Annotated in this window: 19 protein-coding genes; 10 read left to right on the forward strand and 9 right to left on the reverse strand. The window is 65.8% G+C overall.

Features of this window, described 5'->3' with window-relative positions; translation table 11 throughout:
- Positions 1–51: 51 nt before the first annotated feature.
- Complete coding sequence (locus ACIPPQ_RS12850) at positions 52–1,260, reverse strand: saccharopine dehydrogenase family protein (RefSeq protein WP_446544476.1); 1,209 nt, start codon at positions 1,258–1,260, stop codon at positions 52–54.
- A gap of 65 nt (positions 1,261–1,325) precedes the next feature.
- On the opposite strand from ACIPPQ_RS12850, the gene ACIPPQ_RS12855 reads away from it, so the two are divergent.
- The 3 genes from ACIPPQ_RS12855 to ACIPPQ_RS12865 all read left to right on the forward strand — a co-directional run bounded on the left by ACIPPQ_RS12855 (position 1,326) and on the right by ACIPPQ_RS12865 (position 3,482).
- A complete protein-coding gene (locus ACIPPQ_RS12855) occupies positions 1,326–2,315 on the forward strand; it encodes a threonine ammonia-lyase (protein WP_446544477.1) in 990 nt (329 codons plus the stop codon).
- 46 nt (positions 2,316–2,361) lie between these two features.
- Positions 2,362–2,817: a hypothetical protein gene (locus tag ACIPPQ_RS12860; protein ID WP_446544478.1), complete on the forward strand. Its 456-nt coding sequence runs from the start codon at positions 2,362–2,364 to the stop codon at positions 2,815–2,817.
- A gap of 74 nt (positions 2,818–2,891) precedes the next feature.
- On the forward strand, positions 2,892–3,482 hold the full coding sequence (locus ACIPPQ_RS12865; protein ID WP_446544479.1) for a GNAT family N-acetyltransferase: 591 nt from the start codon (positions 2,892–2,894) through the stop codon (positions 3,480–3,482).
- A gap of 7 nt (positions 3,483–3,489) precedes the next feature.
- Here ACIPPQ_RS12865 and ACIPPQ_RS12870 read toward each other — a convergent pair whose 3' ends face one another.
- From ACIPPQ_RS12870 to hemA, 4 genes are all read right to left on the reverse strand, one after another.
- Positions 3,490–4,740 carry a YceI family protein gene (locus tag ACIPPQ_RS12870; protein WP_446544480.1) on the reverse strand — a complete coding sequence of 417 codons (1,251 nt, stop codon included), beginning with the start codon at positions 4,738–4,740 and terminating at the stop codon, positions 3,490–3,492.
- Positions 4,741–4,829: 89 nt separating this feature from the next.
- Entirely contained in the window at positions 4,830–4,979 is a 150-nt protein-coding gene (locus tag ACIPPQ_RS12875) for a hypothetical protein (protein WP_446544481.1), read from the reverse strand.
- 8 nt (positions 4,980–4,987) lie between these two features.
- The gene (locus ACIPPQ_RS12880; RefSeq protein WP_446544482.1) at positions 4,988–5,677 is read right to left on the reverse strand and encodes a nitroreductase; all 690 of its coding nucleotides are present in this window, start codon (positions 5,675–5,677) and stop codon (positions 4,988–4,990) included.
- On the reverse strand, positions 5,674–6,894 hold the full coding sequence (gene hemA, locus ACIPPQ_RS12885) for a 5-aminolevulinate synthase (protein ID WP_327454745.1): 1,221 nt from the start codon (positions 6,892–6,894) through the stop codon (positions 5,674–5,676). Before hemA ends, ACIPPQ_RS12880 begins: the two co-directional genes overlap by 4 nt.
- 237 nt (positions 6,895–7,131) lie before the next feature.
- On the opposite strand from hemA, the gene ACIPPQ_RS12890 reads away from it, so the two are divergent.
- Positions 7,132–7,650: a hypothetical protein gene (locus ACIPPQ_RS12890; protein WP_446544483.1), complete on the forward strand. Its 519-nt coding sequence runs from the start codon at positions 7,132–7,134 to the stop codon at positions 7,648–7,650.
- A 6-nt stretch (positions 7,651–7,656) separates the two neighbouring features.
- Here the strand turns inward: ACIPPQ_RS12890 and murI are convergent, their stop codons facing one another.
- A complete protein-coding gene (gene murI, locus ACIPPQ_RS12895; RefSeq protein WP_446544484.1) occupies positions 7,657–8,463 on the reverse strand; it encodes a glutamate racemase in 807 nt (268 codons plus the stop codon).
- Between the two features lie 122 nt (positions 8,464–8,585).
- On the opposite strand from murI, the gene plsY reads away from it, so the two are divergent.
- The 5 genes from plsY (at position 8,586) to ACIPPQ_RS12920 (ending at position 15,799) form a co-directional block, all read left to right on the forward strand.
- The gene (gene plsY, locus ACIPPQ_RS12900; RefSeq protein WP_446544485.1) at positions 8,586–9,188 is read left to right on the forward strand and encodes a glycerol-3-phosphate 1-O-acyltransferase PlsY; all 603 of its coding nucleotides are present in this window, start codon (positions 8,586–8,588) and stop codon (positions 9,186–9,188) included.
- Entirely contained in the window at positions 9,185–10,270 is a 1,086-nt protein-coding gene (gene dprA / locus ACIPPQ_RS12905; protein WP_446544486.1) for a DNA-processing protein DprA, read from the forward strand. Before plsY ends, dprA begins: the two co-directional genes overlap by 4 nt.
- 115 nt (positions 10,271–10,385) lie before the next feature.
- Entirely contained in the window at positions 10,386–11,972 is a 1,587-nt protein-coding gene (locus ACIPPQ_RS12910) for a VWA domain-containing protein (RefSeq protein ID WP_446544487.1), read from the forward strand.
- An 84-nt stretch (positions 11,973–12,056) separates the two neighbouring features.
- Positions 12,057–14,609: a type I DNA topoisomerase gene (gene topA, locus ACIPPQ_RS12915; protein WP_446544488.1), complete on the forward strand. Its 2,553-nt coding sequence runs from the start codon at positions 12,057–12,059 to the stop codon at positions 14,607–14,609.
- A gap of 65 nt (positions 14,610–14,674) precedes the next feature.
- Positions 14,675–15,799, forward strand: coding sequence for a lipase family protein (locus ACIPPQ_RS12920; protein ID WP_446544489.1), 1,125 nt, complete (start codon positions 14,675–14,677; stop codon positions 15,797–15,799).
- On the opposite strand, the gene era is transcribed toward ACIPPQ_RS12920, so the two are convergent.
- Genes era through lepB form a run of 3 tightly spaced genes read right to left on the reverse strand, consistent with a single transcriptional unit; the run spans position 15,796 to position 18,181 of the window.
- Positions 15,796–16,689 (reverse strand): GTPase Era, encoded by an 894-nt coding sequence (era, locus tag ACIPPQ_RS12925; RefSeq protein WP_446544490.1) that lies wholly within the window; start codon positions 16,687–16,689, stop codon positions 15,796–15,798. The two genes, ACIPPQ_RS12920 and era, sit on opposite strands and share 4 nt — an antisense overlap.
- Complete coding sequence (gene rnc, locus ACIPPQ_RS12930) at positions 16,686–17,366, reverse strand: ribonuclease III (protein WP_446544491.1); 681 nt, start codon at positions 17,364–17,366, stop codon at positions 16,686–16,688. Before rnc ends, era begins: the two co-directional genes overlap by 4 nt.
- Positions 17,363–18,181 (reverse strand): signal peptidase I, encoded by an 819-nt coding sequence (lepB, locus tag ACIPPQ_RS12935; RefSeq protein ID WP_446544713.1) that lies wholly within the window; start codon positions 18,179–18,181, stop codon positions 17,363–17,365. Before lepB ends, rnc begins: the two co-directional genes overlap by 4 nt.
- Before the next feature lie 213 nt (positions 18,182–18,394).
- Between lepB and pgi the strand changes: the two genes are divergently transcribed.
- Positions 18,395–19,900 (forward strand): glucose-6-phosphate isomerase, encoded by a 1,506-nt coding sequence (gene pgi, locus ACIPPQ_RS12940; protein WP_446544492.1) that lies wholly within the window; start codon positions 18,395–18,397, stop codon positions 19,898–19,900.
- Positions 19,901–19,988: the final 88 nt, after the last annotated feature.

Raw genomic sequence — 19,988 nt, forward strand, 5'->3', positions numbered from 1 at the left:
CGTCGCTACCGGGTTCCCGCTTTCGCAGGAATGACGAAAAAGGGAATGGACTCAGAAATCCAGCGGCGCATCCAGTTCCTTCACCTGCCAGGGCAGGCCATGGTTGTTCAGCATGTCCATGAAGGGATCGGGATCCATCTGCTCCATGTTGAACACGCCGTCACCGCTCCACGTGCCGGTGACCATCATCGCGGCGCCGATCATCGCGGGAACGCCGGTGGTGTAGCTCACCGCCTGGTTGCCGGTTTCGGCAAAGGCCTCTTCGTGATCGCAGATATTGCAGAGGTAGAGCGTCTTTTCCTTGCCGTCCTTGCCGAGGCCGGTCGCAATCACGCCGATGTTGGTCTTGCCCTTGGTCGTCTCGCCGAGGCTCGACGGTTCGGGCAGAACGGCCTTCAGGAACTGGAGCGGGACGATCTCGCGGCCTTCGTAGATGACCGGGTCGATACGCGTCATGCCGACATTCTGCAGCACGGTGAGGTGCGTGATATACGCCTCGCCAAAGGTCATCCAGAAACGGATGCGCTTGATTTCAGGCAGGTGCGTCTTCAGGCTTTCGATCTCCTCATGATACATGAGGTACATCGTCTTCTCGCCGACCGCTTCGAAGTCGAACTTCTGCTTCACCGACATCGGCGGGGTTTCGACCCAGTCGCCATTTTCCCAGTGACGCGCGACCGCGGTCACTTCGCGAATGTTGATTTCGGGGTTGAAGTTGGTCGCGAAATGCTGGCCATGATCGCCGCCGTTGCAGTCGAGAATGTCGAGCGTGTCGATGCGGTCGAAATGGTGCTTCTTCAGCCAGGTCGTGAACACGCTGGTCACGCCGGGGTCGAAGCCCGAGCCGAGCAGGGCCATTAGCCCTGCGTCCTTGAAGCGGTCCTGATACGCCCACTGCCAGTGATATTCGAATTTCGCCTCGTCGCGCGGTTCGTAGTTGGCGGTGTCCATATAATGCGCGCCGGTCGACAGGCACGCCTCCATGATCGTGAGGTCCTGATAGGGGAGCGCAAGGTTCACGACATGCGTCGCGCCGATCGAGCGGATCAGCGCCGCGGTCGCGTCGATATGGTCGGCGTCGACCTCTGCGGTCTGGATCGTGACCCCGGTACGTTCCTTAACCGATTCGGCGATCGCGTCGCATTTGAACTTGCGGCGGCTCGCCAGCGTGATGTCGGGAAAAATGTCGGGGTTCATCGCCATCTTGTGCACCGCGACCGAACCGACGCCGCCTGCGCCGATCACCAGAACCTTGCTCATGAAAAATCTCCTGTCGCGGACCGTTGCCGCCTTGTCTTGTATGACCGGCCCTATAGGACGAAGCTATGACACAGCAAAGCCCCGATCCCCTGCTCGACCCGAACCGGGCGCCCACGCTTGCGGGCGTCGAACGCGCCGCCGCCAAGGTCGCCGAACTCCTGCCGCTGACGCCGCTGCTGCCGATGGACATCGGCGGCAAGACGATCTGGTGCAAGGCCGAATGCCTCCAGCCCGTTGGCGCTTTCAAGATTCGCGGGGCGTGGCACCGCCTGAGCGACTTGACGCCCGAACAAGCGGCGGCGGGCGTCGTCGGCGTATCGAGCGGCAACCATGCGCAGGGTGTCGCCTGGGCGGCGAAACGCCTCGGTATCCCCGCGACGATCGTCATGCCGAGCAACGCGCCGCAGATGAAGCTCGCGGCGACGCGCGCGCTCGGCGCCGAGGTCGTTCTCTATGACCGCGTCACCGAATCGCGCGATGCCGTCGCGGCAAAGCTGCTCGAAGAGCGCGGCGGGACGCTCGTCCATGCCTATGGCGACCCGTGGATCATCGAAGGGCAGGGCAGCGCCGGCATCGAGGCGCACGCGCAGCTCGCCGCGCGCGGGATTGCGGGACCGGACAAGATCGTCGCCTGTTGCGGCGGCGGCGGGCTTTCGGCGGGGCTTGCGCTGGCGTGCCCTTATGCCGAGGTCGTGGCGGTCGAGCCCGAGGGCTGGGACGATGTCACCCGTTCGCTCGAAGCGGGCGAAATTCTGTCGGTCGAAGACCTCGCCTTTCCCACCGAGTGCGACGCGCTTCAGACACCGCAGACCTGGCCGATCAATTTCGCGGTGCTGCAGGCGCGCGGCGTACGCGGGGTCGTGGTGACCCGCGACGAAGTGCGCCATGCGATGCGCGTGGCATTCGAAAAGCTGCACCTGATCGTCGAGCCCGGCGGGGCGGCGGCGCTTGCGGCGGTGCTCGCGGGCAAGGTCGAACTCGGCGATGCGACGCTCGTCACCCTGTCGGGAGGCAATGTCGACCCCAGGCATTATGCGGAAATTCTTGCCGAATGACGGGATATTTGTTTCCCTCGGCGCGTTGAAGCGGGGAAGGAGAGACATGATGAGGAAAACAGGCTTGATCATGGCCGGCGCGGCGGTGCTGGCTGTTCTGAGCGGATGCGAGAAGGCGGAAGCGCCTGCGCCCGCGCCGACCGACGCAACGACGACCGAAGTCCCGGTCGAAACCGTGCCGCCCGAGGGCGCCGAGGCGACCGATCCCGCCACCGCACCGCACCGCTTTGCAAGCTGGGCCGGCAAATGGACCGGGGTGGAGGGCATGTATGCGACGATCACGCCCGCCGAACCCGGCAAGTACAAGCTGGAGATGCAGTCGGACCTCGACACCAAGGGGAGCTATGACGGCGAAGACAGCGAGCATGGTATCAAGTTCAAGCGTGGCGCCGAGGAATTGAGTCTGCGCCGGGGCAGCGGCGACGAAACCGGCCTCAAATATCTCGCCGGTAAGAAGGAATGCCTGATCGTCAAACAGGGCGAAGGCTATTGCCGCGATTGAACCGCAACTTCGTCATTCCCGCGAGGGCAGGAATTCCGTTAGTCCCGTAGAGGTGGGAATGACGAGGGGGTAAAATGAACGCGATTGTTCGGGCTGACCGGATGGACCAGACTGCGCTCGTCGAAACGCTGGCGCAGGCGTTCCAGACCGATCCGGCGTTGTCATGGATCCTGCCCGACCCAGATCATCGTGCCCGCGCGCTCCGCAGCCTGTTTCGGACCCTCGTTCCCGCCGATATGCGCGCAGGGCTGGCGCTGCGCGCGACGGGCAACGAAGCGGCCGCGCTGTGGCGCGCGCCCGGACAGGCGCATAGCGGAACGCTCGAATTCCTTCGCACCGTCATCCCGCTCGTTGCGACCTTCGGCACCGCCCTGCCGCGCGGGTTGAAGGTGCAGGAGAGCATCGACGCGCATCGGCCGAAGGCGCGCTTCTGGTATCTCCACTATGTCGGCGTGCGCACCGCACATCAGGGCAAGGGTCATGGCGGGCGCATCATCCGCGCCCAAACCGCGGTCGCCGACGCCGAAGGGCTGCCCTGCTGGCTGGAGACGGCGACGCCGGCGAATGTCCCGCTCTACGAGCGGCTGGGCTTTGTCACGCAGGTCGAATGGGATGTAGCCGGCGGCGGGCCGCATTTCTGGGGTATGATGCGCCCGCCCGCCTGAACCGGCGTCAGGACGCCGGGCGCGTCGCGGTGAAGGAGAAGGCGACGTCGACGCCCGCCGCGATGGCGTCGGTTGCGGCCCATTCGCCCTGACCGACACCGAAGGATGTGCGGTCGATACGTGCGGTGCCAGCGACCCGCGCGCGGTCGCCGTCGATGCGCAGCGTGAAGCGTATCGTGGCCGGCTTGCTGACCCCGCGCAGGTCGAGCGTGCCGCGTGCTTCATACCGCTCGCCGCCGAGGTGCCGGATGTCGCGGGCGCTGAATACCGCGTTCGGCTGTGCCGGGACGTTGAAGAAATCGCTGCTTTTGAGCGAATCGTCGCGCTGCCCGTCGCCGGTGTCGGCGGATGCGAGGTCGACGGTCACGCGGATGGTCGATTTGGCGAGCTCGTCGGGGCTGAAACGGATGGCGGCGCGCCAGCGGCTGAACCTGCCGTTCACCGCCTCACCGTTCCAGCGTGCGGTGAAGCCAAGGCGGCCGCCCGACGCGACGGTCCAGTCCGCGAGCGGCTGCGCGGTCTCTTCGGGCGCCGTTTCGGTCGCTTCGGCTTCGGGCGTTTCCTCGACCTTCGGTGCAGGAACCGAAGGCGCGCCGGGCTGGGCGACGGGTGCTGCCAATTGCTTTTCTGCGACCCGCTGCGGCCGATCGGGATAGACGAGATTGCCCGCAGCGAAGGCCGCGCCGACCAGCGCCAGCGCCCCGATCGCAACACCGACCGCCTTGCCGCGCGCGAAGGGAAGCATCCGCTGGAGCTCGGGTTTGCCGAGCAGCCATTGGTGGCGCAGCGCGCCCGCGATGTGGAGCGCGAACAGCCCGATCGCGAGCCACGCCATCGCCCCATGGATGCTTTCGGCGGGTTCGTGCCAAGCACGGCCGACGGGCAGGTGGGGCCAGGGGATAATGCCGTAAAGCAAGGTCGGGACCTGCACCTTCGCCGTCGAAACGAGCAGCCAGCCGGTGATCGGGCCGAGGATCATCACGAGGTAGAAAAGCCAGTGAACGATATTCGCGAGCGCGCGCGTCCACGCCGGACCATCGGACGCGGGCGGGCGCGAGACAAACAGGCGAACTGCGAAGCGGGCGAGGCTGAGCAGCAGGATCGAGATGCCGATCGACTTGTGCAGCTGATAGCGCGCAAAGAGTTCAGGACTGTTATTGCCCTCGAGCGCCCATCCGAGCGCGATCTGGAATGCCAGCAGTAGCGCGATCAGCCAGTGAAGCGTGATGGCGGTATAGCTATAACGCTGTGCGGGCATGATAATCTTTCGCGACCGGGGAGGGATTCGGACCCCACCCTATCGCGTCGGCGCGATCTTGTCGAAGGAGTCGCGACTGCTCGGGTGCGTCAGATCAATGAAACGAGGAGCAGGATGATTGCCACCGGAATCACCACTGCGAGCCCCATGAGGCACCCGACACGCTCACGCTGGTTTTCCGGAACCCCAATACCTGCGTCGATGACGAGACCCAGCATCTCCAGCAGCTTGGCCAGCATCCGTGGAACTAATCGTCGAAGCCGACGAAACGCACCGCCTCTTCGACGCTCTTGCGGTTCGATACCACCGCATTCGCCGGGAAATCGGCGTCGGGCCAGCCCATCGCGACGCAGATCATGATGACCTGATCGTCGGGGATGCGCGCATGTTCGCGCACGACGGGGCTTTGCATGATGCCTTGGCTGTTGATGACGCAGCCCAGCCCGCGCGACCAGGCGGCGTTGACGAGCGCGTTGGTCACCGCGCCGCAGTCGAAGGGTGCGATGTCGCTGCCGAGCAGGACGCGGTCATAGGTCACGACGATGCTGACCGGCGCGTCGAACTGGCGGAAACCGCGGAGCACCCAGTCCTGCCGCGCGTCCTTGTCTTCGCGCGCGATTCCCATCGCACCGAAGAGTTGCTTGGCGATCTCGATCTGGCGGCCGCGATGGTCGTCGGCGATGCCGTCGAAGCGGCGGAATTCGCGGCTGTCGGGCTTGCCCGCGAGAATGCCGTCGGTGTTGCCCTGCCGGATCGCCGCGAGCGGATCGCCCGTGACGACCGAGAAGTTCCAGCACTGGTTGTTGAACGACGAGGGCGCGCGCATCGCGACCTCGATCACTTCGGCAACAAGGGCTTTCGGAACGGGCTTGTCGAGGAAGCCGCGGATCGAGCGGCGCCCGACAACGACTTCGTCATAACCGGCAGAGAGCGTCACGCGGCCTTCTGGAGCTGCAGTTCGAGGCGGTCCCAGATTTCGACCAGCGCCTGCGTCAGCTCGCGCATCATCGCCTCGTCATGCGCCGGGCCGGGCGTGAAGCGCAGGCGTTCGGTGCCGCGCGGCACGGTCGGGAAATTGATCGGCTGCACATAGACGCCATATTCGGCGAGCAATATGTCGCTGATCTTCTTCGCGCGCACCGGATCGCCGACCATCAGCGGAACGATGTGCGTCGTCGAATCCATCACCGGCAAGCCCGCATCGCGGAAGCATTGCTTGAGGTAGGCCGCAGCCTCCTGCTGCGCGTCGCGTTCGACGCTCGACGCCTTCAGGTGCCGCACGCTCGCGAGCACGCCCGCAACGAGCACCGGCGACAGGCTGGTCGTGAAGATGAAGCCGGGCGCATAGCTGCGGATCACGTCGATGATATTCTTGTCGGCCGCGATATAGCCGCCCATCACGCCGAACGCCTTGCCGAGCGTGCCTTCGATGATGGTGATGCGGCTTGCGGCTTCGTCGCGATCGCTGATGCCGCCACCGCGCGGGCCGTACATGCCGACGGCATGGACTTCGTCGCAATAGGTCAGCGCGTTATATTTGTCGGCAAGGTCGCAGATCGCGTGGATCGGGGCGACGTCGCCGTCCATCGAATAGACGCTTTCGAACGCGATCAGCTTGGCCGCTTCCGGATCGTCGGCGGCCAGCAGTTCTTCGAGATGTTCGAGGTCGTTGTGGCGCCACACGCGCTTTTCGCAGCCCGAATTGCGAATGCCCGCGATCATCGAGGCGTGGTTCAATTCGTCCGAATAGATGATGCAGTTCGGCAGCAGCTTGCCGAGCGTGCCGAGCGTCGCCTCGTTCGAGATATAGCCCGAGGTGAAGAGCAGCGCGCCTTCCTTGCCGTGCAGGTCGGCGAGTTCATGTTCGAGGTCGACATGGTAGTGGGTGTTGCCGCCGATATTGCGCGTGCCGCCCGATCCCGCGCCGACGTCGTGCAGCGCCTCTTCCATCGCCGCGATGACCTTGGGATGCTGGCCCATTGCGAGATAGTCGTTCGAGCACCACACGGTAATCGGCTTCGGCCCGTTGTGGCCGGCGAAGCAGCGTGCGTTGGGAAAAGCGCCCTTGTTGCGCAAGATGTCGATGAAGACGCGGTAGCGTCCTTCTTCGTGCAGCCGGTCGATCGCGCGTGCAAAAATATCGTTATAGTTCACGTTTCAGCCCCGCAGTCAGGTGCCAGTCCAGGCTCTTGAGCCGCTCCCTCCGGCGGCTATTAACATGCGGGCCAATAACGCCGAATCCGGCCGAAATCCAGTGCGAACGATTCGCAGCTATAGGGCAAATTGTCCTACCGGCTGGCGCTGTACGGGGGCATTGTGATCGTCCGCACCGCGCCGTCGACGCGTCGCGTGCAGGGGAGAAACCGAACTCCAGAGGAAGGAATAATCGATATGCGCCTCGCCACAACAGTCATCCTGACGATCACCGCGGGGGTCGCTGCGTCAACCGCTGCGCCGGCGTTGACGCCCGCGCCGTTCGAGGGGGCGTGGATGTCCTGCGACACCTATCAGGGCGCGGAGATCTGCGAATATACGATGCTTGCCCAGCGCGGGAACCGGGTGTGCGGGGTCCAGCGCTATTTCGCGACCAACGCCTATTACGAACAGCGCTTCGTTGGCACGGCGAAAGCGAATGTCACGCAGATCGAGAAGATTTGCGGGGAGCCGGGGTCGGAAACCGACACCTATTGCAGCGGGCGTGCGCCCGAGGGTGCCGAAAAAGTGGGCTGGCAAGCCACGAACCGGAAACTGGGCCTGTGCAACGGAAGGCTGTTCGGCAGCCGCGATTTGCACCCCTGCGCGGGGGCAAGCCGGCTCGTCGGGATGCCGAAGGTCGCCGATCCGGGTGAGCAGGGACCCGAACCCGGAGAGCGCGCCTGGATGGCAGCGTGCGCCGCCGGCAACGAATAGGCGCGGCTAGATGGTCTCGATCGCGCCGATACCGTAAGGCGCGAGCGCGGCGAGCGAGGGCGGCGGGCGGTCTTCGCTGCGCGTGAACACCGCGATGCCGGGCGTCGCGGTTTCGGGCCAGCGCTGGCCGTCGGTCAGGTGCGCGACGCGGCGGGCGATGCCCTCGGCGCCGTCGATCAACCGGACGCCGGGGCCGACAGCCGCCTGCAGTTCATCGTGCAAGAGCGGAAAGTGCGTGCAGGCGAGGACGATGACGTCGATCGCATCGCCTCCCGGCTGGTCGCGAAGACCCGCGACGGCGCGGGCGATGACGGCGGGATCGACGCTCTCTCCGCGCAGCTTTGCTTCGGCGCCGGTGACGAGGCCTGGGCTGCCATGGCGGAGCACGGTCTTGTCGCGCGCGAACCGCGCGCTCAGGTCGTCGACATAGGGCTGGCGCACCGTTGCTTCGGTTCCGAGCACGCCGATGACGCCCGTTTTCGTCATCTCCGCGGCGGGCTTGATCGCGGGGACGGTGCCCACGATCGGCACGTCGAGCGCGGCGCGGACGTGCGACAAGGCGATCGTCGACGCGGTGTTGCACGCGATTACCGCGAGGCGCGGCTGATATCGCTCGACGAGGCGGCCGAGCAGCGCCGGGACGCGCGCGGCGAGTTCCTCGTTGCTTTTCTTGCCATAAGGCAGACCCGCATAATCGGCAGCGTAGACGATGGGTGCGGTCGGCAGCAGCGCGCGCGTCGGTCCGAGGACGGTCAGCCCACCGAGGCCGCTGTCGAAGAAAAGGATCGGGGCATCGGGCGGCGGGGCGTGCATCGCGCCCGCCTAGCAGGCCGGAGCGACCGCTATCAAATCCATTTTGATACCCATCGCATCCGAATCCGTTGATTGCTGCCCGTAACATCGCCACATAGGCGGGGAACGAAGCGGGGATTGCCATGACGATATTTTACCTGGTCGCTGCCGGCTATCTTCTCGGCTCGATCCCCTTTGGTGTCATCCTGACACGGCTGTTCGGCGCGGGCGACCTGCGCCAGATCGGGTCGGGCAATATCGGCGCGACCAATGTCCTGCGCACGGGACGCAAGGGCCTCGCGGCGGCAACGCTGATCCTCGATGGCGCCAAGGGTGCGGTCGCGGTGCTGCTCGCGCGCTATTTTGCTCCCGAACTCGGCGATCACGCCGCGATGATCGCGGGCGCCGCCGCGATGATCGGCCACTGCTATCCCGTCTGGCTGAACTTCCGGGGCGGCAAGGGGGTTGCGACGCTGCTCGGCCTCGCGCTCGCGCTCGCCTGGCCGATCGGGCTGGTCTTTGCGGTCGTGTGGCTCGGCGCCGTGCTGCTGCTTCGCATCTCGTCGCTTGGCGGCATGTTGGGCGCAGTTTCGGCGCCCGTTGCCGCGCTCGCGCTCGGCTATCCGGTCTATGCCATCGGTCTCGCGGGGTTGGCGGTGATCGTGCTTTGGCGCCACCGCGAGAACATCGCGCGGCTGCGCGCCGGCACCGAGCCGCGCATCGGCGGAAAGAAAGACGGGGCGTGACCCACGCCGAGCGGCTGGCACGGCTGCGGCTGATCCGCACGCCGCATGTCGGACCGGTAAGCTGGCACCAGTTGATGCAACGCTTCGGATCGGGCGAAGCCGCGCTCGCCGCGCTGCCCGACCTCGTGCTGCGCGGCGGGGCAGGGAAGGCGCGCATCGCGCCCGCCGATATCGCCGAGCGCGAGTTCGATCGCGTAGCGAGCCTCGGCGCCCGCCATATCTTCGTCGACGAGGATGATTATTCGCCGCTGCTCCGCGAAGTCGAAGGCGCGCCGCCCGTGCTCGTCGTGCGCGGCGACGCGGCGATACTGCGGCGGCCGTGCGTCGCGATCGTCGGCGCGCGCAACGCCTCCGCCGTCGCGTGCCGCTTCGCGCGCCAGCTTGGCGCGGACCTTGCTGCACACGAGGTGACGGTGGTCAGCGGGCTGGCGCGGGGTGTCGATACCGCCGCGCATGTCGGTGCGCTCGGCGGAGCAACCGTCGGCGTCATTGCGAGCGGGATCGACATCGCCTTTCCACCCGAAAACGCGGCGCTGCAGGAAAAGATCGCCAGCGACCAGTTGCTGGTCGCCGAACAGCCGCCGGGCACCGAGCCGCTCGCGCGCCATTTCCCGTCGCGCAACCGGATCATCGCGGGACTGGCACACGGCACGGTGGTGATCGAGGCGGCACCCAGATCGGGCTCGCTGATCACCGCGCGCCGCGCGGGCGATTATGGACGCGAGGTGATGGCGGTGCCCGGCTCGCCGCTCGATCCGCGCGCGCAAGGATGCAACATGCTGATCCGCGAAGGCGCGACTCTGATCCAGACGGTCGACGACGTGCTCGAAGCGGTCGGGCCGATCGACGCCCGGATGGTGCGCGAACCCGCGCAGCGCTTCGCCGTCGCCGCGGCGCAGGCAGATGCGAGCGAGGGTGAGCGGCGGGCGCTGATCGACCTGCTCGGGCCGACGCCGGTCGCGGTCGACGAGTTGGTGCGCCAGTCGGGGCAGGCGGCAGCCGCCGTCCAGCTGGTGCTGCTCGAGCTTGAGCTTGCCGGTCGCGTCGAACGCCACGCCGGCGCGAAGATTTCACTCGTGTGATCGCTCGCACAGCGACCCAACCGCCGAAGATCTAACGCTTCATCGCGGTTCAGTCACGGTTCAGCGGCGACTCCGCAGTTTGATGATATTGCATCACATGGCGGGGAGTTCGACGATGCGAAGCCGGTTGCTCACGGGTGTCACGATGTTTGCGGTATTCGGTTCGGCTCCCGCGCCGATCCCGCTGGCGATGGCGCATTCGGTACCTGCGCCGGATCGGGGGTTCTGCCGGAACGCAGCGCCGCTGCCACAGCTCGCCCCCGAGGTTCGGACGCAGCCGCAACAGGCGAATGGCGGTATGAAAACGACCGGTCGCAGCAAGGGCGATCGTGAGGACCGGATGACCGCCGTCCCTGCACCGGCTCCTCCTCCTCCTCCGCCGCCGGTCTATTCCAGCGCCGACGACGCTGCCGAGGTTGTCGTAACCGGTTCGCGCATCCCGGCTCCGGGGACGGAAGCGCCATCTCCTGTCACGACGATCGATTCCGCCGATTATGCGGCCGAGCGTTCGGCCGAACCGGCGGTGCCAGACTCCCGCCTTCCGCCGCCCAGACCCTATCCCAGGCCGCAACCGCAGCCGCAATCGGGCATATTGACCGCGGGCGAGCATGACGATCTTCTCAACCCCGAACTTTACGCCTCCTACGTCAACCGCAACGGCGATCTGGGGCAGGAGGTCCGCAATCTGCCGCGTGTCGACACGACGCGCGTTGTGACGGTGAAGGTCAATGACCGCAGCGGGCAACCGATCCCCTTCGCCGACGTCATCGTAACCTGCAGCGACGGCAACAGCATTACCATGGCAACGCAGGCAGACGGCAGCGCGGTCTTCTTTCCCGGCGTCGACCGCCTGAGCGAACGGATCACCGTTTCCGCGCGGAAGGCGGGGCGGACCATCGCCGACGCGCGGCCCGTGTTCGTGAGCAACGCCGCGGGCGGACAACTTGTCGGCCTGACCGCCAGCCAGGCAGCGGCGAAGGCGACCAAGCTCGATCTGATGCTTGTCGTCGACACGACGGGCAGCATGGGCGACGAAATCAACTATCTTCAGGCCGAACTCCGCTCGATCATCGGCGCGATTACGGCTAAGCACCGCGATCTCGATATCCGGATCGGCTTCGTCTTCTATCGCGATCTCGGCGACGATTATGTCACGCGCACGGTCGCCTTCGACCGCGACATCGGTCGCGTACAGGGCGCGCTGGCGCGGCAGGAAGCAAATGGCGGCGGCGACTATCCCGAGGCGATGGATCAGGCGATGATCCGCGCGGTCGGGCAGGACTGGCGTCCCGATGCGGTGAAGTCGCTGCTGCTCGTCGCCGACGCGCCGCCGCACGACGACAAGTTCGCCCGAACCTGGGCTGCGGCCGAAGCCGCGCGCGCCAAGCGGATCCATATCACCCCGGTCGCCGCGTCGGGCGTCGCCGACAAGGCCGAATATGCGATGCGCGCGATGGCGGCGGCAACGCAGTCGCGCTATCTGTTCCTGACCGACGACAGCGGCGTGGGCAACCCGCACGCGCCGCCGGCGATCGACTGTTACCTGGTGACCAAGCTCGACGCGCTGGTCCGCCGTGTGATCGACAGCCAGATCAGCGGCCGCCGCATCGAGCCGGACGATAACGAGATCATCCGCAGCGTCGGCAAATATGACGCGGGCAAATGCATCCTGCCCGCCGACTTCAAATGGCAGGACGGCTGACGAAAAATCCGGCTTGACGGAATCAAGCTATCCCCGCCACCCTCGCGCGTACATGTGAGAGCCGGTGACGGGGATAGTTTTTTAATGCAATTGGTAATTGTGGAATCGCCTGCGAAGGCGAAGACGATCGAGAAGTATCTGGGGCGCGATTTCAAGGTGCTGGCGTCCTATGGTCACGTCCGCGACCTGCCGCCCAAGGACGGGTCGGTCGATCCCGACGACGGCTTTGCGATGCAGTGGCAGCTGTATCCCGACAAGACGAAGCGGATGAAGGAAATCCAGGACGCGGCAAAGAGTGCCGACCGCCTGATCCTCGCGACTGACCCTGATCGCGAGGGCGAGGCGATCAGCTGGCACGTGCAGGAATTGCTGCGCAGCAAAAAGGCGCTGCCCGCCGAGGTCGACCGCGTGACCTTCAACGCGATTACCAAGGATGCGGTGCTCACCGCGATGGCGCATCCGCGCGCGCTCGACGACGATCTGATCGACGCCTATCGCGCCCGCCGCGCGCTCGATTACCTCGTCGGTTTCACGCTGTCGCCGGTGCTGTGGCGCAAGCTACCCGGCGCCAAATCGGCGGGCCGTGTCCAGTCCGTGACGCTGCGCATGATCGTCGAACGCGAACGCGAAATCGAAGCCTTTGTTGCGCAGCAATATTGGTCGATCACGGGCCTTTTCGAAATGTCGGGAACGCCCTTCAAGGCGCGCCTTGCGCAGTGGCGCGGCGAGAAGGTCGAACGGCTGTCGATCACCAGCGAAGCCGATGCACGCGCGGCCGAAGCCGATGTGAAGGCAGGGCATTTCACCGTCGATGCGGTCGAAACCAAGCCGCTGACGCGCAATCCGCCGCCGCCCTTCACGACGTCGACCTTGCAACAGGAAGCCGCGCGCAAGCTCGGCTTCTCGGCCAGCCACACGATGCGCGTCGCACAGGGCCTCTATGAGGACGGCGCGATCACCTATATGCGTACCGACGGCGTGCAGATGGACGGTGCGGCGATCAGCGCCGCGCGCGCCGCGATCGCGAACCGCTATGACGGGGGCTATGTTCCCGACAAGCCGCGTATCTATCAGACCAAGGCGAAAAATGCGCAGGAAGCGCACGAAGCGATCCGTCCGACCGACTTTTCGAAGGACAAGGCGGGCAGCGGCGATCATGCGCGGCTTTACGAGCTGATCTGGAAGCGCGCGATGGCGAGCCAGATGGCCTCGGCGCGGTTGGAGCGGACGAGCATCGACCTCGCCGACGGCACCGGCAAGACGGTGATGCGGGCGACCGGACAGGTGATCAAATTCCCGGGCTTTCTCGCGCTGTACGACGAAGGCCGGGACGACAGCGGTGACGATGACGACGCGCGCCTGCTGCCCGCGATGGCGAAGGGCGATGCGCCCGCGAAGACGGGGGTCGAGGTCGAAAGCCACGAGACCCAGCCGCCGCCGCGCTATTCCGAAGCCAGCATGGTCAAGAAGATGGAAGAGCTGGGGATCGGGCGCCCGTCGACCTGGGCGGCGATCCTGCAGGTTCTGAAGGACCGCGCCTATGTGACGGTCGAAAAGAACCGCTTCATTCCCGAAGAGAGCGGGCGGCTCCTCACCGCCTTCCTCGAACGCTTTTTCGAACGCTATGTCGAATATGACTATACCGCGGGCCTCGAGGAAGAACTCGACGACGTCTCGGGCGGACGTGCGCAGTGGCAGGCGGTGCTCGAACGCTTCTGGCGCGACTTCAAGCCGCGCACTGGCGAGGTGATGGAACAGAAGCCGTCGGAGATCACCGCGGCGCTTGATGAATTCCTCGGCCCCTATCTCTTCCCCGACAAGGGCGACGGCAGCGACCCGCGCCTCTGCCCCAATTGCGGCACCGGGCGGCTCGCGCTGCGCGGCGGCAAGTTCGGGCCGTTTATCGCATGCAGCAACTATCCCGACTGCAAATTCACGCGTAAATTCGCGCAGCCGGGCGGCAACGGCGAAGCCGACACCGGGCCGGAGACGCTCGGCACCGACCCCGAATCCGGACTGGAAGTGACGAAGCGCAGCGGGCGTTTCGGTCCCTATATCCAGCTCGGCGATGGCAAGGAGGCGAAGCGTTCGTCGATCCCGCAGGACATCCCGGGTGAAGATTTCGATCTCGATTATGCGCTGCGGCTGCTCAGCCTGCCGCGCGAGGTCGGTGTGCATCCCGAAAGCGGCAAGCCGATCATGGCGGGGCTGGGGCGTTATGGCCCCTATCTGCTCCACGACGGCAAATATGCCAAGCTGACCGGCACCGCCGAAATCTTCGACATCGGCATGAACGCAGCGGTCGTGCGGATCGCCGAAGCGGCTGCCGGTGGCGGGCGCGGGCGCACCAAGGCCGAGCCGCTCAACACCTTCGGCCCGCATCCGACGAGCGGCGGCGAGATGAAGCTGATGGAGGGGCGCTTCGGCCCCTATGTGACCGACGGAACGACGAACGCGACGCTGCCGAAGAGCGCCGACCCGGCGACGCTCACGCTCGAAGAGGCGATTGCGCTGATCGACGCGCGCGCCGCGAAGGGCCCTGCGAAGGGCAAGAAGAAGGCCGCGCCGAAGAAGGCGGCGGCGAAGAAGCCCGTGGCGAAGAAGGCTCCGGCGAAGAAAAAGGCTGCAGCCGAGTAACGTTAACGCGCGGCGTTTGCGCCGCTGCAGAGCCGTGATAGGGTGGCGCATCGGGAGGTATTTCGATGCGCCATTTCTATGCCGTGATCCTGCTCACCATCCTGTCCGCGCTTTCCTTGCCCGCCGCAGCCCAGCCATCACGCTATCTGATTTCGGCCCAGCCGATGGCCGATACGCCGCCCGGAACGCAGGCTTGGCGCGTCCAGTACTGGACGATGAACGGCAGCGGCCAGCGTCTTGCCGTCACCGGCATCGTCGCCGCGCCAATGGAGGCGATTCCATCGCGGCCGCGCCGGGTCATCGCCTGGACCCACGGCGCATGGGGCGTAGCCGAAAAATGCGCGCCGTCGCTCAGCCCCGATTTCTTTCCTTACAGCGCGGGCATGAACGCCGTCCGCAGCGGCTATGTCGTCGTCGCGCCCGACTATATCGGCCTCGCGAGCCCGACGGTGCACCCGTTCCTTGTCGGGCATGATACCGCCAATGCGGTTCTCGATGCGGTTCGCGCCGCACGCGAGATACCCGGCGCGGCGGCAGGAAATGCCTTTGCCGTATGGGGGGAGTCGCAAGGCGGCCACGCCGCGTTGTGGACTGCGATCGCGGCTCGCGGTTACGCACCCGACCTGACCCTCGTCGGCACAGCCGCGGCCGCCCCGCCAACCGAGCTTGCTGCGAACCTCGCACAGGGAAGTGACAAGAATGCGCGCGCGCTGCTCCTGTCCTTTGCGCTGCACAGCTGGTCGACGCTCTACGGCTTCTCGCTCGACAGCATTACCAACCGCACCAATCAGGGCATCATTCGCCGGCTAAGCGAGAATAATTGCGTCAGTTTCAACGCGAAGCCGAAGCTGGGTACGATCCTCGGTATCCTGACCATCGCCCGTGCCACCAAGAACAAGGATATTGCGAAGATCGAACCCTTCGCTTCCTTCGAGCGCGCGAACAGCGTCGATCCCGCCAGGGTGCCGGGACCGTTGCTGATCGCGCAGAGCAGCAACGACACCATCATTGCGCCTGCCGTGACACGCAAGTTCGCCAAGGCGGTGTGCAGGCGCGGGACCCCGACGCGATGGATCGACATGACCGGCGATCATGGCGCGAGCGCGAAGGACAGCGCACAGGAAACGATCGGCTGGATCACCTCGCGCTTCGACGGCAATCCGCCGCCGAACGATTGCCGGCGGATCTAGTCGACCCAGTCGAGCCCCATGTCGCGATAGACGCCGCGGTCCTCGTCCCAGTTCGCCTTGACCTTGACGTGCAGGAACAGGTGGACCTTGCGGCCCAATAGCTCGGTCAGCTCGGCGCGCGCGCGGCTGCCGATTTCCTTGATCCGCTCCCCCTTGTGGCCGAGGATGATCGCGCGCTGATTGTCGCGCGCGACGAGGATCTGCTGGTGGATTTCGGCGCTGCCGTCGGGACGGTTCGTGAACTTCTCGGTCTCGACGGTCGATTGGTAGGGCAGTTCCTCGTGGAGCTGGCGATAAAGCTGCTCGCGCGTAATTTCGGCCGCGAGCATCCGTTCGGGGGCGTCGCTGACCTCGTCTTCGGGGAAATGCCACGGCCCCTCGGGCATCAACGCGGCCAGATGCGCCTTGAGTTCGGGCACCCCGTCGCCGCTGCTCGCCGAGATGAAGAAGGTTTCGTCGAACGCGACGCGTCCGTTGAGTTCGGTCGCGATGGTGAGCAGCTTGTCCTTCTTGGTCAGGTCGACCTTATTCAGGACCAGATATTTCTTCTCGGGCCGGTTCGCGATGCCTTCGAGAACGCGCTCGACGCGGCCCGTCAGCTTCGCCGCGGCGTCGACCATCACGAGGATCGCCTCGGCTTCCTCGAGGCTGCCCCACGCCGCCGCAACCATCGCGCGGTCGAGGCGCCGGGTGGGGGCGAAGATGCCGGGGGTGTCGATCAGGACGATCTGGGTTTCGCCGTCCATCGCGACGCCCATCAGCCGTGTGCGCGTCGTCTGCGCCTTCGGGCTGACGATCGCGACCTTCTGGCCGACGAGCGCGTTGACGATCGTCGATTTGCCCGCGTTGGGCGCGCCGACGACGGCGACAAATCCGCAACGGTGGGTCATTCCTTTAATCCTTCGAGTTCGGCGAGCAATGCGGCGGCTGCCGCCTTTTCCGCTGCCTGTTTTGATGCGCCTTCGGCTTCGGCTCGCGCGAGCTTGCCGAGGCTGACCGCGACGCGGAAACGCGGCGCATGGTCGGGGCCTTCGCGCGCGACGATTTCATATTCGGGCGGACGGCGCTTGCGCGCCAACGCCCATTCCTGCAGCGCCGCCTTGGGATGCTTCGGCGCCGCCTGCTGGCCGTCGATCATCTCGCTCCAATGCGTAAGGATGAAGCGGCGCGCGGCGTCCGCGCCCTGGTCTAGGTAGAGAGCACCGATCAGTGCCTCGATCGCGTCGGCGGCGATATTGTCGCTGTATCGCCCGCCGTCGTTGCGCGCCTGCGCGCCGAAGCGGATCAGCGCGGGGAGGTCGAGCCGCTGTGCGATCGCGGCACAGGTCGCGCCCGACGCGAGCACGTGCAACCGCGAAGACATCTCGCCTTCGCTCGCCGTGGGAAAACGCGTGTAGAGCTCGGACGCGATAACGAGCCCGAGCACGCGGTCGCCGAGAAATTCGAGCCGCTGGTAATCGGCGCGCCCGGTGCTGCCATGCGTAAGCGCCAGATCGTAGAGCGCCGTGTCGTCCGGGGTGCAGCCGATAATCCCGGCGAGCGCCCCGGTGTCGAGGGGGTCGCTCAAAAACCTTCCCCGATGCGTTCCCAGCGCGCCGCGGTGAACCAGCTAATCGGGTTGAGCCAGCTTGCCGATCCGTCGGTCGAGAACATGCCGACCAGCGCGTGGCCAACCAGATTTTCTTCGGGGACGAGGCCGATGCCCTGATTTTCCATTGCGGGGAAACGGCTGTCGGCGCTGCGGTCGCGGTTATCGCCCATCAGGAACAAATGGCCCGCGGGGACGACGACGAGCGGTGTGTTGTCCTCAGGGATCGTCGTGATGTCGAGGATCGCATAGCTCTTGCCGCTCGGCAGCGTCTCGCGGAACTGCTTGTAGCGGCACTGGCGCTGGCCGTCGGCGGCGACTTCCTCGAATTCGGGCGAGTAGCAGGGCAGGGTGCCCGTCGCGCGCGACGCTTCGACCATGTTGGGGGTCACCGGGATGACGAAGTCGGGCATGGTTTCGCGCTTCAGCGGCTTGCCGTTCAGCCAGACGATGCCTTCCTTCACCTGAACGCTGTCGCCGGGCAGCCCGATCACGCGCTTGATATAGTCATTGTCGGCAACCGGCGGCGCCTTGAACACGACAACGTCGCCGCGCTCGGGGGTCCGCGCGAAAATACGGCCCGGGATCAGGGGCACGCTGAACGGAAGGCTGTATTTCGAATAGCCATAGGCCATCTTGTTGACGAGCAGATAGTCGCCGATCAGCAGCCGCGGCTGCATCGATTCCGACGGGATGTTGAACGGTGACAGGAAAAAGCTGCGGAAAATCAGTACCGCGATCGCGAGCAGCGCGAGGAAGCGGACAGTGTCCACCGCCTCTTCCTTCGCCGACACGGGGGCCGGGGTGGGGGCGGACGGCGCGGGTCCCGTCGGGGGCGTCACATCGGCGGTAAAGCTGGCGTTGGTCATGTCGCGGCATTGGCGATGAATAGGTTGCCACGTCAAGCAAATATCGGCGGACGCCACTGGCGCGCGACGGGCGGCGGGCTTAGAGAAGAGTCGATATCCCGTTCCCGCTCGATGCGGTCCGAAACCAAGGAAGTTCCGATGACGACAGCCGATCACGCATGGCAAGCCCTCGCCGAATGGCAGCCCACGAAGCTGACCGAGCTTGTCACGGCCGATCCCGAAGCCCGGCTTCAGGTGCTGGTGCGCAACGTCGCCGACATCCGCTTCGACTTCGCCAAGACGCATCTCGACGGTGCGGCGATCGCGATCCTGTCCGGCCTGGCCGAGGTGCAGGACTTCGCCGGGCGTCGCAAGACGCTGTTTTCGGGCGGCATCGCCAATCCGACCGAGGGACGCGCCGCCGAACATAGCGCCGAACGCGGCGACGGGGCGCCGGAGTCGGTCCACGCCGCGCAGGCGCTGCACCAGCGGATGCGGATGATGGTCGATGCGATCGAAGCCGGCGCATTCGGCGAAATCCGGCACCTTTTGCATATCGGGATCGGCGGTTCCGCGCTCGGTCCCGACCTGCTCATCGACGCGCTCGGGCGGCAGGGCTCGCGCTACGATGTCGCGGTCGTCTCGAACGTCGATGGCGCCGCGCTGGACGAAGCGTTCCGAAAGTTCAGCCCCGAACATACGCTGGTCGCGGTCGCATCGAAGACTTTCACCACCACCGAAACGCTGCTCAACGCCGCGTCGGCGCTACAATGGCTGGAAGAGGGCGGGGTCGACGACCCGCTGGGCCGCGTCATCGCGCTCACCGCGATGCCCGAACGCGCGATCGAATGGGGCGTCGACGAGACGCGTATCCTGCCGTTCAACGAGAGTGTCGGCGGCCGCTATTCGCTCTGGTCGTCGATCAGCTTTCCGGCGGCGCTCGCGCTCGGCTGGGACGCCTTTGCCGACCTGCTGGAGGGCGCGGCCGAGATGGATCGCCATTTCCGGCTCGCCGACGGCGCTGACAATGTCTGCCTGCTCGCGGCCTTCGCCGACCAGATTTACGCCAACCGGCTCGAGTGCCAGACCCGCGCGGTGTTCGCTTATGACGAGCGGCTGCGCCTGCTTCCCGACTATCTCCAGCAACTCGAGATGGAATCGAACGGCAAGTCGGTGACCTTCGACGGCAAGCCCCTCGCGCAGCAGACCGCGCCGATCACCTGGGGCGGCGTCGGCACCGACGCGCAGCACGCGGTCTTCCAGCTCCTCCATCAGGGCACGCACCTGACCCCGGTCGAATTCGTCGTCGCGCGCGAGCCCGACCATCTGCTCGACGACGCCCACCACGAAACGCTCGTCGCCAATTGCATCGCGCAGGGCGCGGCGCTGATGACGGGGCGGGCAAGCACCGACGGCGCGCGCAACTATCCGGGAAACCGCCCCTCGACGACGATCCTGCTCGATCAGGTGACGCCGCACAGCCTTGGCGCGCTCATTGCTTTCTATGAGCATCGCGTATTCGCCAACGCCGTGCTGCTCGGGATCAACCCGTTCGATCAGTTCGGGGTCGAGCTGGGCAAGGAAATGGCGAAGGGCCTCGCCGAAGGAACGGTCGAGTTCGACCCGGCGACGCGCGCGCTGATGCACGCCGCATTGGGGGAGTGAGGAGGCTCCGCTTGCTGTGAGCGCAAAATTCGATTGGCATCGCGGCGCGGCGTAACCACATAGGCGCTCGCTGCGCATAGCATACGGC

This window comes from Sphingopyxis sp. LARHCG72, assembly GCF_052871675.1.